Source organism: Phytohabitans maris, from assembly GCF_031085175.1.
GTDB classification, from domain to species: Bacteria; Actinomycetota; Actinomycetes; order Mycobacteriales; family Micromonosporaceae; genus Phytohabitans; species Phytohabitans maris.
Genome location: NZ_JAVHUY010000066.1, coordinates 1 through 13,896 on the forward strand (window position 1 = coordinate 1; position 13,896 = coordinate 13,896).

The 13,896-nt window shown below is 71.9% G+C and carries 15 protein-coding genes, 1 tRNA gene and 1 pseudogene; 10 read left to right on the plus strand and 7 right to left on the minus strand.

Going from position 1 to position 13,896, the window contains the following annotated elements; translation table 11 throughout:
- Positions 1-238 precede the first annotated feature (238 nt).
- Positions 239-1,507, plus strand: coding sequence for an IS110 family RNA-guided transposase (locus tag RB614_RS41235; RefSeq protein ID WP_308714092.1), 1,269 nt, complete (start codon positions 239-241; stop codon positions 1,505-1,507).
- 102 nt (positions 1,508-1,609) lie between these two features.
- A complete protein-coding gene (locus tag RB614_RS41240) occupies positions 1,610-1,789 on the plus strand; it encodes a hypothetical protein (protein ID WP_308718210.1) in 180 nt (59 codons plus the stop codon).
- Positions 1,790-1,851: 62 nt separating this feature from the next.
- Here the strand turns inward: RB614_RS41240 and RB614_RS41245 are convergent.
- Both RB614_RS41245 and RB614_RS41250 read right to left on the minus strand, forming a co-directional pair.
- A pseudogene (locus tag RB614_RS41245) lies at positions 1,852-2,016 on the minus strand (FmdB family zinc ribbon protein); the annotation flags it as partial.
- Between the two features lies 1 nt (position 2,017).
- On the minus strand, positions 2,018-2,620 hold the full coding sequence (locus RB614_RS41250; protein WP_308718171.1) for a 5-formyltetrahydrofolate cyclo-ligase: 603 nt from the start codon (positions 2,618-2,620) through the stop codon (positions 2,018-2,020).
- Positions 2,621-2,687: 67 nt separating this feature from the next.
- Between RB614_RS41250 and RB614_RS41255 the strand changes: the two genes are divergently transcribed.
- The 6 genes from RB614_RS41255 to RB614_RS41280 all read left to right on the plus strand — a co-directional run bounded on the left by RB614_RS41255 (position 2,688) and on the right by RB614_RS41280 (position 8,725).
- Complete coding sequence (locus RB614_RS41255; RefSeq protein ID WP_308718172.1) at positions 2,688-4,733, plus strand: sensor domain-containing diguanylate cyclase; 2,046 nt, start codon at positions 2,688-2,690, stop codon at positions 4,731-4,733.
- 9 nt (positions 4,734-4,742) lie between these two features.
- Positions 4,743-5,687: a UTP--glucose-1-phosphate uridylyltransferase gene (locus RB614_RS41260; protein ID WP_308718173.1), complete on the plus strand. Its 945-nt coding sequence runs from the start codon at positions 4,743-4,745 to the stop codon at positions 5,685-5,687.
- A complete protein-coding gene (locus RB614_RS41265) occupies positions 5,684-6,967 on the plus strand; it encodes a molybdopterin molybdotransferase MoeA (protein WP_308718174.1) in 1,284 nt (427 codons plus the stop codon). Before RB614_RS41260 ends, RB614_RS41265 begins: the two co-directional genes overlap by 4 nt.
- A complete protein-coding gene (locus RB614_RS41270) occupies positions 6,964-7,593 on the plus strand; it encodes a GNAT family N-acetyltransferase (protein ID WP_308718175.1) in 630 nt (209 codons plus the stop codon). The genes RB614_RS41265 and RB614_RS41270 overlap by 4 nt, the downstream gene beginning before the upstream one ends.
- A 127-nt stretch (positions 7,594-7,720) precedes the next feature.
- Positions 7,721-8,485, plus strand: coding sequence for a divisome protein SepX/GlpR (sepX, locus tag RB614_RS41275; protein WP_428983217.1), 765 nt, complete (start codon positions 7,721-7,723; stop codon positions 8,483-8,485).
- A gap of 166 nt (positions 8,486-8,651) precedes the next feature.
- A tRNA-Ala gene (locus RB614_RS41280) sits at positions 8,652-8,725 on the plus strand.
- A 131-nt stretch (positions 8,726-8,856) separates the two neighbouring features.
- Here the strand turns inward: RB614_RS41280 and RB614_RS44550 are convergent.
- Both RB614_RS44550 and RB614_RS41285 read right to left on the minus strand, forming a co-directional pair.
- Positions 8,857-8,907 carry a hypothetical protein gene (locus tag RB614_RS44550; RefSeq protein ID WP_428983218.1) on the minus strand — a complete coding sequence of 17 codons (51 nt, stop codon included), beginning with the start codon at positions 8,905-8,907 and terminating at the stop codon, positions 8,857-8,859.
- Between the two features lie 16 nt (positions 8,908-8,923).
- The gene (locus RB614_RS41285) at positions 8,924-9,088 is read right to left on the minus strand and encodes a hypothetical protein (protein ID WP_308718177.1); all 165 of its coding nucleotides are present in this window, start codon (positions 9,086-9,088) and stop codon (positions 8,924-8,926) included.
- A gap of 83 nt (positions 9,089-9,171) precedes the next feature.
- Here RB614_RS41285 and RB614_RS41290 point away from each other — a divergent pair, with 83 nt between their 5' ends.
- A complete protein-coding gene (locus RB614_RS41290) occupies positions 9,172-9,294 on the plus strand; it encodes a hypothetical protein (protein ID WP_308718178.1) in 123 nt (40 codons plus the stop codon).
- Between the two features lie 351 nt (positions 9,295-9,645).
- On the plus strand, positions 9,646-10,284 hold the full coding sequence (locus RB614_RS41295) for a hemerythrin domain-containing protein (protein WP_308718179.1): 639 nt from the start codon (positions 9,646-9,648) through the stop codon (positions 10,282-10,284).
- 17 nt (positions 10,285-10,301) lie between these two features.
- On the opposite strand, the gene RB614_RS41300 is transcribed toward RB614_RS41295, so the two are convergent.
- Genes RB614_RS41300 through RB614_RS41310 form a run of 3 tightly spaced genes read right to left on the minus strand, consistent with a single transcriptional unit; the run spans position 10,302 to position 13,813 of the window.
- Positions 10,302-10,679 (minus strand): MmcQ/YjbR family DNA-binding protein, encoded by a 378-nt coding sequence (locus RB614_RS41300; protein ID WP_308718180.1) that lies wholly within the window; start codon positions 10,677-10,679, stop codon positions 10,302-10,304.
- A complete protein-coding gene (locus RB614_RS41305) occupies positions 10,597-11,646 on the minus strand; it encodes an acyltransferase family protein (RefSeq protein ID WP_308718181.1) in 1,050 nt (349 codons plus the stop codon). Before RB614_RS41305 ends, RB614_RS41300 begins: the two co-directional genes overlap by 83 nt.
- A complete protein-coding gene (locus RB614_RS41310) occupies positions 11,639-13,813 on the minus strand; it encodes a bifunctional polysaccharide deacetylase/glycosyltransferase family 2 protein (protein ID WP_308718182.1) in 2,175 nt (724 codons plus the stop codon). The genes RB614_RS41305 and RB614_RS41310 overlap by 8 nt, the downstream gene beginning before the upstream one ends.
- Positions 13,814-13,896: the final 83 nt, after the last annotated feature.

Consider the following 13,896-nt stretch of genomic DNA (forward strand, 5'->3'; position numbering starts at 1 on the left):
CGTCTAGTCACGTTTCCCCTGGTGGGGGAGCTCGTTCCGGGCTGAAAATTGGGGGTCCGGTCGCTCGTTGACATCGTTGCTGCTTGGCTGTTGAGGCCGTCGTCTAGTCGGATGCTGGGAGCCGCGTTGTTGGGTTCTTCACTGTTGCTTCGAGCACGCGGATTAGCTTCGCTTCGCCCTTGCGGCTCCTGCGGGCGACCGGTCTGGTATGGGTTCGGCTGGGGTGGGGTGGTCTGTGATGTTGGAAGAGACGCGGGACCGCGACGAGATCGTTGAGCGGGTCGCGGCGTTGGATATCGGCAAGGCTGAGGTGGTCTGTTGTGTGCGGGTGCCTAGCCCGAGCGGGTCGGGACGGCGGGCGCAGGAGGTCAGGACGTACCCGACGATGACCCGGTCGCTGATCGCGTTGGGTCAGTGGCTGGCCGGGCTGGGGGTGACCCGGGTGGTGATGGAGGCGACCTCGGACTATTGGAAGCCGCCGTTCTACTTGTTGGAGGCGGCCGGGTTCGAGGTGTGGCTGGTCAACGCTCGCGATGTCAAGCACCTGCCGGGACGGCCGAAGACCGACAAGCTCGATGCGGTGTGGTTGTGCAAGGTTGCCGAGCGGGACATGATCCGTCCGAGTTTCGTGCCGCCCGCGCCGATCCGTCAGCTTCGCGACCTGACCCGCTACCGCATCGACCTGGTCGGCGATCGGGGCCGGGCCAAGAACCGGGTGGAGAAGTTGCTCGAAGACGCGCAGATCAAGCTGTCCGTGGTCGCCAGTGACATCTTCGGTGTGTCCGGGCGGGCGATGATGCAGGCCCTGATCGCCGGGGAACGCGACCCGAAGACCCTCGCTCAACTGGCCCGCACGCGCATGCGCACCAAACTGCCCCAACTGGAAGAGGCGTTCGTCGGCCGCTTCAGCGAACACCACGCGTTCCTGCTGGCCCGGATGCTCGCCCAGATCGACACCGTCAACGCCGATATCACCACGGTCGAGCAGCGCATCGCGGAGTTGGTCGCCCCTTTCGCCGCAGCGGTGACCCGCCTGGATGAAATCCCCGGCGTCGCTACCACCGCCGCCCACGCCATCCTCGCCGAGATCGGTGTGGACATGACCCGATTCCCCACCGCCGGCCACCTGGCCTCCTGGGCCAAGTTCGCCCCCACCGTCAAACAATCCGCCGGCAAGAACAAGGGCAACGGCGCCACCGGACACGGCAACCCATACCTGGCCCGCACCCTGGGCGAAGCCGCTGTCGGCGCGTCAAAAACCAGCACCTTCCTCGGACAGCGCTACCGCCGCATCGCCAGACGCCGGGGCAAGAAGAAAGCCGTCGTCGCCATCGGCCGGTCCATCCTGACCATCGTCTGGCACCTACTCCACGACGAACAGGCCAGGTTCATCGACCTGGGACCCGACCACTACGACACCCGCACCAGCACCCAACACGCCGTCCGCAACCACATCCGCGGCCTGAACGCCCTCGGCTACCAGGTCACCCTCCAACCCGCCGCATAACCACAAACAAACCCAGTCCCGGCTCCACTGCGCTACGCCGGGACGCTGCCGCACGCCCACCAACGCTCATTTTCGGATTAGGAGGTCGCCGCCGCGGCCGGCTTGGCCGAGCTGGCGGCCGACGAGGACGACGACGACTTGTCCGCCGACGAAGTGGAAGACGAAGAAGAAGAGGACGACGTCGAGGACGACGTGGTCGAGGACTTCTCCGGCGAGGACGTCGAGGTCGAGGAGGACTCAGCGGAGGACTTGTCGGACGACGAGCGGGAGTCGGTGCGGTAGAAGCCCGAGCCCTTGAACACGATGCCGACGGAGTTGAACAGCTTGCGGAGCCGGCCCTCGCACGCCGGGCACTCGGTCAGCGGCTCGTCCGTGAAAGACTGCACCGCCTCGAGCTGGTGGCCGCACGCGGTGCAGGCGTACTGGTAGGTGGGCAACGGATCCTCCGCAGACTGGCACTCCACTAATCCGAGTGCTAATAATGCGCCACGAACGGCCGTCGCGTCCACCTCAAGCGGGCAACATCACCAGGCCGTCGCCGGGTGTGATCAGCGCACCGACCCGCCGGTCGTGCGGCTCGTCGGGCACCTCGTCGACCACCTCGCCGTCGTGCAGCAGCGCCACGACCAGCGTCTGCGGCGCCACCCGGGCGAGGGCGCGGTCGTACGAGCCGCCGCCCCGGCCCAGCCGCGCGCCGCGCCGGTCGACCGCCACGGCGGGCACCACCACCATCTCGGCCGTGGCGATCGCCTCCGGCCCCAGCCGGCGCCCGCTCGGCTCGCGCAGCCCGTGCGGCCCGGGCGTCAGCGAGTACGGCCCGTGGTATACCGCCCAGTCCAGGTCGAGATCGGGCAGCATCACCGGCAGTAACACCCGCCCCTCCTCGCTCATCATGTCGGCGAGCGCGTCCGCCAGCCCGGGACCGCCCGGCTCCGCCCCGACCGGCACGTACCCGGCGAGACAGTGGGGCCCCACCTGCCGTACCAAGGCGGCAAGCTCAGCCACGACGCGCGTGGCAGCGTCTTCCAACGACGGCGCCGGCAGTGCCCGGCGGCGGTTGAGAAGCGCGGCCCTGAGCGTGGCCTTTCGCGGTAGTTCCGATAAATCCGGCACGCAACACTCCTGCCATAACCCGCCCTAGTTATTCCCCTTGTGTCAGCATCCCATTGAGGAGGCAACTGTGACGCTCCGTGGGCGGTTGACAACCGCTTTCCTCGCGGTCGTACTCGGTCCCGTGCTGCTCGGGGCCTTCTTTGTGGGCGCCACCGTGGCGGCCGTGAGCCGGGACCGCTCGGTCGACCGGCTCGACGTCGCCGCCACCACGGTCCGATCCTCGGTCGGCGCCCTCTGCCAGCAGCTACACGCGGTGGCCGACGCCGTCGCCCTCCCGCCCACGCCGGAGCAGCGCCTCGCCGTGGCCGACCAGGTCATCGCCCGCGGGCTGGCCGCAGCGGTGCACGTCGACGGGGTCACCACGCCGGGCGGCCCGGCGCGGCCCTGGGCGGACTGCTCCGGCGCGGCGCCCGGCGGGTTCCAGGCGCTGGCGGTCCGGGTGGAGATGCGCGACGCGAACGGCGGCCTCCTCGGCTCAGTCGAGGTCGCGCAGACCGTCGACGCGCCCTTCGTCCGCCGGCTCGCCGACGCCGCCGGCGCGGCGGTCACCCTGCGGTCGGGCCCGACCTACACCACCGAGTCGGCCCACCACCGCGACGCGGTGGTCCAGGCAGCGGTGGGGGTACGCGGAGACGCGGTCGCCGATTCCGCACCCGGCCGCTACGTCCGGCGCCTCGACCCGTCGGCCGGCCAGCCGCTGCCGCTGGCCCTCTCGGTGCCGCGAGGCGAGCCGGACGGGATCTACGCGGTGCTGGTGGCCACGGTGGTGCTGGCCGGGCTGCTCGCGGTGGTCGCCGCCTGGTGGCTGGCCCGCTCGACCACCCGCCCGCTCGCCGAGCTCGGGCGGGCGGCCGACCGGGTGGCCGGTGGTGACCTGGCCGCCCGGGTGCCGGTACGGGCCCGCGACGAGGTGGGGCGGCTGGCCGCGGCGTTCAACCGGATGACCCGCGAGACCCAGTCGTACGTGCGCGCGCTCACCACCAGCCGCGACCAGCTCCGCAACCATCTCGCGGTGCTCGGCGACACCCTCTCCAGCACCCACGACCTGCACCGCATCCTCGAGGTGATCCTGCAGACCGCGCGCGCCGCGACCGGCGCGCGGGCCGGCGTGGTGCTGCTGCTCGACCCGGCCAGCGGCACGCTCGTCGCCCAGTGCGCCGAAGGGCTCGAAGACCCGGACCTGCGGGTACCGGTGGGCCGTGGCCTGCTCGGCACGGTCGCCGCCACCGGCGAGCCGCTGCGCGGGCGGGTCGACCGCGACGGCCCGCCGATGCTGGATCACGAGCCGCGCTGCCGCACGTACGTGGCGGTCCCCTTCGCCAGCCCCACCGCCGGCACCGAGCTGGAGCCGCCCGCGCTGGGCGTGCTCGCCCTCTACGACCGGCTGGGCCTGGACGAGTTCGACGACGCCGACCTGGTGACGCTCCGGACGTTCGCGGGGCAGGCGGCGGTCGCGGTGGAGAACGTGCGGGTGCACGAGGAGGCGCAGCGGCTCTCGCTCACCGACCCGCTGACCGGCCTCTGGAACTACCGCTATCTGAAAGAGTCGGTGCGCCGCGAGGTCGAGCGGGCCAGCCGGTTCGGCCGCATGCTCGCGGTACTCGCGCTCGACCTCGACCGCTTCAAGGAAGTCAACGACACGCACGGGCACGCGGCGGGTGACACGGTACTGGCCGAGTTCGCCCGGCGGGTGCGAGGTGAGGTACGCGAGGTCGACCTCGCGTTCCGGCAGGGGGGTGAGGAGTTCGTGGTACTGCTGCCCGAAACCGACGCGCGGGGCGGCGCGATCGTGGCCCAGCGGCTCGGCGCGGCGATCCGGGACACGCCGATCGCGTGCGGCGACGAGTCGATCGACGTGTCGGTCTCCATCGGCATAGCCGTCTATCCCGACCACGGTGTCACCGGCGCGCAGGTGCTGGATGCCGCCGACGACGCCCTGTACGCGGCGAAGGCGGCCGGCCGCGACACGTACCGGGTCGCGGCGGAGGGTAAGCACCCGGAGTCGCGGGAGCTACCTGTCCCGGCCGGCGCGGCGCCTCCCGACGACGATCTGCCCCGGGCCGGCGGCGCGTCACCTGGGACTCACCCGCCGCGACAGAGCCGTGGCCGATAGTCTCGCGGCATGTCGGAGCACGCAGCCACCACCCTCTCCTCTGGTCGGCGAGCCGTTAAGGCGGTCATCCCGGCCGCTGGCCTGGCCACCCGCTTCCTTCCCGCCACCAAGGCGGTACCCAAGGAGCTGCTGCCGGTCGTCGACCGGCCGGTCCTGCAGTACATCGTGGAAGAAGCCGCGGCGGCCGGGATCAGCGACGTCCTGCTCATCACCGGGCGGGGGAAGACATCGATGGTCGACCACTTCGACCGCCAGCCGTACCTGGAGGCGCGGCTGGAGGAGAAGGGCGACAAGGAGCGGCTGGCGGCCGTGCGCAAGCCCAGCCAGCTCGCCGACATCTACACCTGCCGCCAGCACGAGCCGCTCGGCCTCGGCCACGCCGTCGGATGCGGCGAGGCGCACGTGGGCGACGAGCCGTTCGCGGTGCTGCTCGGCGACGAGTTCGTCGACCTGGCCGAGCCGCTGCTGCCGGCGATGCTGGAGATCCAGGCGCGCACCGGCGGCATCGTGCTGTCCTTCATGGAGGTCGCGCCGGAGGAGACCAAGCGGTACGGCATCGCCTCCGTCGCCGACCCGGAGCCGGAGGTCGCCGACATCGGCGAGGTGGTGCGGGTGACCGGGCTGGTGGAAAAGCCGGCCCCCGAGGAGGCGCCGAGCAACCTCGCGGTGCTGGGGCGGTACGTGCTGCCTGGCACGATCTTCGACGCGATCAAGCGGACCAAGCCGGGCAGCGGCGGCGAGATCCAGCTGACCGACGCGATGGCGCTGCTACTTGAGGAGGGGACGCCGGTGCACGGCATCGTCTACCGCGGCACCCGCTACGACACCGGCATGCCACTCGGTTATCTACAGGCGGTCGTGCAGATCGCCAGCCAGCGCGAGGACGTCGGTCCGGCGTTCACGTCGTGGCTGCGTGACTTTGTGAAGGAATCGCCGGTGGGGAAGACGACATGACATCCACGGCCGATGCCGAGGCGGCCGCCAACGAGCTGACGCCGCTCGCCGACTACCTGGGCAGCGTGCTGCGCAGGCTGCGGCCGCTGCCACCGCTCGACCTCGACCTCACCCAGGCGTACGGCAACGTGCTCGCCCAGGACGTGGTGGCGGCGCACGCCTACCCGGCGTTCGACCAGGCCGCGATCGACGGGTACGCGGCCCGCTGGGAGGACGTCGCCGCCGCGTCCGCGTCGCTCGACGGGGCGCCGAGGGCCAGCGGCGTCCGCCTCAACGTGGTGGGTGACCTCGGCGCGGCCAGCTGGCGGCCGGTCCGGCTCACCGCGGGGACCTGCTTCTCCGTCGCCGCGGGCGCGCCGCTGCCGGCCGCCGCCGACGTCGTGGTGCCGGTGGAGTGGACCGACCAGGGTATGGCCGCCGTCGAGATCTTCCAGGCCCCCAAGCGGGGGTACGGGCTGCGCCGCGCCGGCGAGGAGCTGCCCGCCGGTACCCTGCTCGCCCGCGCCGGCACCCAGGTCAACCCGGCGCTCGTGGCGGTGTTCGCGGCCACCGGCATCGGGCACGTCGTGGTGCGTTCCAGCCCGCGCGTGGTCGTCGTGGCGACGGGTGACGAGCTCGTCGACGTGGGGCGGGCCAGCCAGCCCGGCCAGGTGGTCGACGCCAACTCGCACGCGCTCACCGCCGCGGCGGTGGAGGCCGGGGCGATGGCGTACCGGGTGGGCATCTGCGACGACGACCCCGAGGGGCTGCGGGGGCTTCTCGAGGACCAGACGCTGCGGGCCGACCTCATCGTGACCACCGGTGGCACCGGCACCGGACCGGGCGACATGGTGCGCCGGATCCTCTCCCGGCGCGACGGTGCGGTGACATTTCGGGAGGTCGCGCTGTATCCCGGAACCACCCTCGGATTCGGTACGGTCGGTGGTGAGGAGGTGCCGATCGTGTGTCTACCGGGTGAACCCGCCGCCGCACTGATCGGCTTCGAGGTGCTGGCCCGCCCCGCCATCCAGCTGCTGGCCGGGGCCGAGCCGGTCTTCCGGCCGAGCGTGCGCGCCCACCTGCTGGAGACGGTGCCGTCGCCGGCCGGGCTGCGCGAGTTTCGCCCGGCCCACGTCGCCGAGCGGCGCGGCGGTGGCTACACGGTGCAGCCGCTGCCCGGCGGGCCCTACACGATGTCCGGCCTCGCCGACGCCAACGGGCTGCTCGTCCTCGGGGAAAAGGTCACCACGGCGACCGCCGGCTCCACAGTGGACGTACTGTTGCTGGACCGGCGCAGATGATCTTCGGGGTGTCGCCGGGCTGGCCGGTCGTTCTGGTCGACGGGCACGTCTCGCTACGCCCGTACCGGCGCTCCGACGCCGCCACCTGGTCCGAGGTGCGGCGGGCCAACCAGACCTGGCTGGCACCGTGGGAGTCCTCCCCGCCCGGACCCTGGGACGAGCTCAACTCGCCGAGCGCCTTCCGCTACGTCCATCGTGACCAGCGCAGGTCGGCCCGGCGCGGCGAGAGCATGCCGTTCGCCGTGTGCCTGCGCGGCCACCTGGTCGGCCACCTCAACCTCGGCAACATCGTCCGGCGCGCGTTCTGCTCGGCGTACGTGGGCTACTGGGTCGACTCCCGCGTGGCCGGGCAGGGTGTGATCCCGACCGCGCTGGCGCTCGCCGTCGACCACGCGTTCGGCCCCGGCGGGCTGCACCGGGTCGAGGTCAACATCCGGCCGGAAAACAAGCCCTCCCGGCGGGTGGTGGAAAAGCTCGGGTTCCGCGAGGAGGCCTACCACCCGCGGTACATGCACATCGACGGCGCCTGGCGCGACCACATCGGGTACGCGCTGACCAGCGAGGAGGTCGCCGCGGACGGCGGCCTGCTGGCCCGCTGGCACCGGCTGCGCGCGACGGCAGGTTGATCTTTACGCTCGGGCCTTGCGGCGCGGCGCGTGTCTATCCTGGTCAGCCCCCTTTAACCTCAGTTAACTGGGACAACGGTGACGCGGGGGTGATGCGTCACCGTCAGGGGTGACGGGAGGGGTGAGGGTGCCGACCTCGGTGCTCCTCGCCGTCCTCGCCGCCGCCGGGCTGCTCGCCCTAGCGCCGGCGCTGGTACGCCGGTACGACGCGACCGAGCGCCTGGTGGCGGAGCGGGCGCAGTCGACGGCACGGGTGCTGCAACGCCAGCGCCGCCGCCGCACCGTGCCCGGCCCCCGCCCGATCCGTGCTTCTCGGGTGGTTTTGTCCCTGCGCCCAGCGGCCCCGGTCTCCGGCATCCCGGTCTCGGCGGCCCCGGTCTCTCCCGCACCCACCGGACGCCGCGGTCGCCTCCGCTCGGTACCCGCCCGCGCCCGGCGCCGCCCGCCCGTGCGGCGCCACACACCGGCGATCTACCGGCGCCGCCGGGTGCTCGCGGCGCTGTTCCTGCTCAACCTCGTCGAGCTGGTCGGCGTCATCGTGGTCGGCCCCGGCTTCTGGATCAGCGTCTCGGTCACCGGCACGCTGCTGGTGGTGTACGTGGTGCACCTGCGCAACCGCGCGCTGGAGGAGCGCCGCCGGCGCCGCCAGCAGGCCCGCGAGGCCGCGTGGCTGGCCGCACGGCAGGCGGAGGTACGCCGGGAGCAGGCCCGCCGGGCGGCGCAGCGGCGCGAGCAGCAACGCCGGCTGGCCGCCCAGCGCGAGGCCGTACGCCGCGCCGCGATGGGGCTGGAGACCGGCGTACAGGCGCCGTCCGTCTCGTACCGCCGCGCGGGCGGACTGCGCGGCCGGGCGTACGAGGCCGGTCGTCCAGGTGCGGCGCACTCGGCCTGAGCGGCGTTCTGCTGCGCCCTTCGCGGACGCTCGGCCCGCGGGCGTCTTCCCGGCGCGCCGGGGGATCTGATTCGCGGTCGGGGTGGGCGACCTGTTAGCCTTGTCGCCGGTCCGCTGCCAGGTTTCGCTGGTCGGCGGGCAGCTTGCTGGGCTCCGGCCCAGCGGCGGGGCTGTGGCGCAGACCGGTAGCGCACCTCGTTCGCATCGAGGGGGTCAGGGGTTCAAATCCCCTCAGCTCCACAAGCATCGGGTCGGCCTCTGCCCGCGAGGAGCGCGGACAGGGCTCGCTTGTCATTTCTGTTCCGGAGGCCGAGCCCTCGGACGCCCTGCGGCGCGGTGGTGCGGTCTGTGGGCGGTGGCTGCCGCGAGTGTCAGGGTTTGACGGTCCACTGGACGTTGGTGGGACGCTGACCGGTGCGCAGGAACTCGTGGGCGGCGTTACGCGTATTCGGCGTCGCCGACGACCTGGCCGGCCGGGGCGCCGGGCGGCACGGGGCCCCACGCGGGCAGGAAGTCGGTGTCGGTCTCCCAGTACAGGTCGGACCGGTCTCCGTAGAAGTTGAGGTGCCAGGTCCGCCGGCCGTCGTCACTGGCGAGAGTCACGCCTTTGGGCGGCTCGGGGTCGAGGATCGCATCGAGGTCGGCAACGCTGGAGTCAAGAACGGCCGCTCGGTGGATCTGACGATATGGCCACCCACACGATCGCCACCACCACGGCGCCTACGACCGCGCCGCGCTTGACCATCGAGCGCCACGCGGCCCACTTCGCCGACCGCATCACCGGCACCAACGCTTTGGTCTTGATGTAGTCGCTCCGGGCTCGCCGCCAGATCGCGTGGGTGAGTCCCAAGCCGTATCCGAGGAGTAGGCCGAGGATCGTGCCGGCGATGAAGAGGCCAGGCAGGGGGGGACCCTCGGGAGGAGGAGCAGCCAACATGACGGCCAGTTTCGATGGCTCGGAAGCCGGAAAGCCATATACGCCAGCATGAATGTTGTGTCTATTGCCTGACCAAAAGGCATTCATTGCGATAAACGTCTGCCGGTAGTCGCCAAAAGGATGACCTATTCCGCGTCGTGTGAGTCGCGCGACAGCCCTTGAACCAGCTCGTTAGTAACACTAACGTTAGGTGGACTAACGACACCGAGGACGGGGAGCGGGCATGAGCGCGCTGGACATGACGATGATGTATGCCTTCCATGACGCGCTGCGGCGGGAGGTGGAGCGGATCGCGCGCGTCGCCGCCCGCCAGGACGGTGATCCGCGGGAGGTGTTGCGGACCGCGGTCGGGTGGCAGATGTTCAAGGAGTACCTGCGGGTGCACCACACCTCCGAGGACGACGCCCTCTGGCCGCCGCTGCAGTCGTTGCTCGACGGAAGGCCCGCCGACCTCGCCCTCCTCGGCGCGATGGAGGCCGAGCACGCCGCCATCGACCCGCTCCTCGAAGCGGTCGACGCGGCCCTGGCCGACCGCGACTCCGGGCCGGAGCGCCTGGGTGGCCTTGTCGACGCCCTCGCCACCGGGCTGGGTGGGCATCTGCGCCACGAGGAGAAGGACGCGCTGCCGCTGATCGGAGCGACGCTGGCGCAGGAGCAGTGGGCCCGCTTCGGCGACCTGCACCGTACCCGGATCGGGTCTGACCTGCCGCGTTACCTGCCGTGGGTGCTCGACGGCGCCGGCCCAGCGCGGGCCGAGCGGATCCTCGGTGGTCTTCCGGCGCCGCTGCTCGCGGCCTACCGGGACGAGTGGCGGCCGGCGTACGTGCGGCTGGGATTGTGGGCTGATGGGCCGCTGACGTAAACGGACGCGGGTCGAGCTCAGGTGTCCAGCCGCTTGACCAAGGTCGCCGGCGCGACCGTGCGGTACGCGTCTTGGCAGAGTTCGGCGATCTCGGCCCAGTCGACCTCGCCGTCGAGCCGGATGCCGAGCCAGCCGCGGTGGCCGACGTAGGGCGGGCGGAAGAAGCGCTCGGGCGCCTCGGCGGTCAGCTCGCCCTGCACGCCGGGCGGCGCGGCACACCACATGTGCGGGAAGTCGTTGTCGTGGTGGCCATGCTCCCACAGCGTCACGAAAGTGCTCTTCCCGCGCACGAACCAGGTCGGCGCACCATGACTAAGCCGCTCGGTCACCTCCGGAAACGCTCCGCAGATCGCCCGCAGCCGCTCTACGACGGTCACGCCGGGAGATCGGTCCACTCCAGGAGAGTAGCCGGGCCGGGCGGCGGGCGGAGACGTCTTCGATCCAGCCCAGCAGTACCAGTGGCGCCAGCAGCAACCCCAGTGCCACCAGCAGGTAGCCGACCTGGCCGAGCCGCCACGCGCCGATGAGGTCGCCCACCACGAAGCTGGCGGCGATCGCCGGGTTGTGCCAGAGGTAGATGGTGACGGCGCGGGAGTTGACCGCGGAGACCACGCGTTCGAGCGGGCGCCAGGTCAGCCGGGGCGACAGCCGCAGCAGGACGAGCACGAAGCCCAGCGAGTAGAGGGCCTGCGCCTGCGGGATGTCGTTGAGGTCGTAGACGCCGGGGGAGAAGAGCACGACCCACGCGACGCCGGCCGTGACGCAGGCGGCGGCGAGCGCCGCCAGCAGCGGGGTGGATATGCGGCGCAACGCGCCGTCGCGGTGGGCGAAACCGACCACCCAGCACGCGCCGAACGTGGCCAGGTCCGTTACCACACCCGCGTCGCCCACCACGAACACCAGGGCCAGGGGGATCAGCGCGGTCCGCAGCGGCCATCGGCGGTACGCCCAGAGCAGGATCGGTGACAGCAGGACGAACCAGAGGTACGCGACGATGTACCAGAGCACCTCGGTCGCGGGCAGTGCCCACTCGGTGCCCGGCGGCTGGCCGAGCGGCGCCAGCCACAGCAGCAGCTTAGGCCAGTGTGGACGGTCGGACCAGCCGGCCAGCAGCATCGCGGGTACCAGCACCGCGCCGAGCGCCCAGAACGCGGGCAGCAGCCGCCGCAGCCGGCTGGCCAGTACGTGGTCGGGCGCGCCGTTCGAGCGGTCCAGCGAGAGTGCCATCAGCGAGCCGCCGACGCCGAACATCACGCCCATCGCGGGAAACGCGTAGCCGAGCCAGGCCACCGGGAACGTGTGGTAGACGATGACCCGCACGATCGCGGCGGCGCGGAGCGAGTCGAGATACCGGTCACGCATTGCTGTGGACCTCCGCTTGGCCGGTGCGCTGCATCTTCTGCCACCGCAGCCGGGCGCCGGTGAGCGCGGTGACGATCGACTGGATCAGTACCAGGTACATCAGTTGCCGGTACGCGAGCTGCTGCAACGGCAGTACCCACAGTGGACGGTGGTTTTCGCGGTCGAGCCGGAACGCGACCGCGGCGGTGACCACCTGCAGCGCCAGCATGCCCGTCCACGCGATGACCGTCTGCGTCTGGCCGAGGAAGAGCAGGCCGTACACGGCGAGCAGGTCGATCACCGGCGCGAGCAGCGGCAGCGCCACGCCGAAGAGAGCGAGGAACGGCAGGCCGAACCGCCCGAACGGGCCCTTCTCCACCAGCGCCCGCCGGTGCTTCCACATCGCCTGCATCGTGCCGTAGCTCCACCGGTACCGCTGCTTCCAGAGCTCGGCGAGGGTCACCGGCGCCTCGGTCCAGGCGCGCGCCCCCTCCTCGTACACCACCTGCCAGCCACCGCGGAGCAGGGCCATCGTGATGTCGGTGTCCTCGGCGAGGGTGTCGTCACTCATCACCTGGCACGCCCCGTCGATCGGCGCTCCTCCGGAGCCGGGGGCGAGGTGCGCCCGTCCGCCGTCAGGGGTGTGGGCCGTGGCGCTGATCAGCGCGCGGCGCCGGAAGGCGCCGCCCGCGCCGGGCACGGTCGGCATGCAGCGCAGCGTCTCGTAGAGGCGGCGGTCCAGGTTGAAGCCGATGACGTACTCGATGTGCTGCCACCGGGCCAGGAGGCTGTGCCGGTTGCCCACCTTGACGTTGCCGGCGACCGCGCCCACCGACGGGTCGGCGAAGGGCTGCACGAGGCGGCGTACCGTGTCCGGCTCCAGGACGGTGTCGGCGTCGACCATCACGATCAGCTCGTGGCGGGCGGCCTCGATGCCGGCGTTGAGGGCGCTCGCCTTGCCACCGTTCGGCTTGCGGATGACGTCCACATTGGGCAGCCCGAGCGCCTCGACGATCTCGGCCGTACCGTCGGTGGACCCGTCGTCCACGACGATGACCTCGATGTCCGGGTGGTCGCCGGCGGCGAGCGAGCGGACCGTCGCGGCGATGCCCTCCTTCTCGTTGTACGCGGGCACGATGATCGACACCGGCTCGGTGACCGGCGGTCCCCAGGACCACTCGGGTGAGCGGCGCCGGCGGGCGTGGCGGCCGGCGAGGACGAGGAGCAGGAGGGTACGCCCGACCGCGAGCGCGCCCACCACGACGAAGACGATCGTGATGCCGGCCAGTACGCCGTCGGCGATCCCCACCGCCCAGACCAGCGCGGTGCCGCGCCAGCGGTCGGCGGAGGAGGCGGGCGGGTTCTGGGCGAGGGCGCGGTGGGCGAGCGCCTGGTTGAGGCCCCCGCTGACGGTGGTGAAGCGGTAGCCGCGGGCGAGCAGCTGGGGGATGAGGCGTTCCAGCGCCGCGACGGTCTGCGCGCGGTCGCCGCCGGCGTCGTGCATCAGTACGACCGCGCCCGAGTCGCCCGGCGGCGTGGCGTCGCGGACGATCGCGTCCACCCCGGGGCGGGCCCAGTCGTTGCTGTCCCGGTCGTTGACCACGACGAGGTAGCCGAGGCGGCCGGCCTCGCGGACGAGCTCCCACTGGGCGTCGTCGATGGCTTCCGGCCGCGAGGAGTACGGGAAGCGGAGCAGCGAGGTGCGTACGCCGGCCGCGCGGGCGATGGCGAGCTGGGTCTGCGAGTACTCGGCGCGCCGCCGCCACCCGGCCAGTGTGGACAGTCGCGGGTGGGTGAAGGTGTGCGCGCCCACCTCGTGACCGCTCGCGACGAGCCGCCGTACCAGGTCGGGGTGGCGGGCGACCTGCGAGCCGACGACGAAGAAGGTGGCGTCGACGTCGTACCGGTCGAGCACCCGCTGGATCCGCGGGGTCCACCACGGGTCCGGCCCGTCGTCGAAGGTGAGGGCGATGGTCTTGGCCGGCAGCCGGTAGGAGCGGGTCTGGCCGTCGCCGGTGCTGAGGATCGGCCCGCCACGAGTGATCTCCACGGGTACGGAGTCGCTGCTGCCCTCGTCGTCGGCGCCGCTCGCGTCCGGGCTGAACCGGGCGCTCGCGTACGCCTCCACGAAGAGCACGCTCAGCACGACCAGCAGGAAGGCCAGCGTGACGGCGCGGCGCGGTCTCATCGGCGGGCCAGCCCGGCGATCAGCAGGCCGAGGATCTGGCCGATCACGGGCAGACCGGCGAGCGGACCCTCCTGCGGCCTATG

Excerpts from the sequence above, each read along its gene's own strand:
- RB614_RS41235 (WP_308714092.1), top strand. The coding sequence starts at position 239 with ATGTTGGAAGAGACGCGGGACCGCGACGAGATCGTTGAGCGGGTCGCG.
- RB614_RS41260 (WP_308718173.1), top strand. The coding sequence starts at position 4,743 with ATGTCGGAGCACGCAGCCACCACCCTCTCCTCTGGTCGGCGAGCCGTT.
- RB614_RS41265 (WP_308718174.1), top strand. The coding sequence starts at position 5,684 with ATGACATCCACGGCCGATGCCGAGGCGGCCGCCAACGAGCTGACGCCG.
- RB614_RS41270 (WP_308718175.1), top strand. The coding sequence starts at position 6,964 with ATGATCTTCGGGGTGTCGCCGGGCTGGCCGGTCGTTCTGGTCGACGGG.
- RB614_RS41290 (WP_308718178.1), top strand. The coding sequence starts at position 9,172 with ATGGCCACCCACACGATCGCCACCACCACGGCGCCTACGACCGCGCCG.
- RB614_RS41295 (WP_308718179.1), top strand. The coding sequence starts at position 9,646 with ATGAGCGCGCTGGACATGACGATGATGTATGCCTTCCATGACGCGCTG.
- RB614_RS41305 (WP_308718181.1), bottom strand. The coding sequence starts at position 11,646 with ATGCGTGACCGGTATCTCGACTCGCTCCGCGCCGCCGCGATCGTGCGG.
- RB614_RS41310 (WP_308718182.1), bottom strand. The coding sequence starts at position 13,813 with ATGAGACCGCGCCGCGCCGTCACGCTGGCCTTCCTGCTGGTCGTGCTG.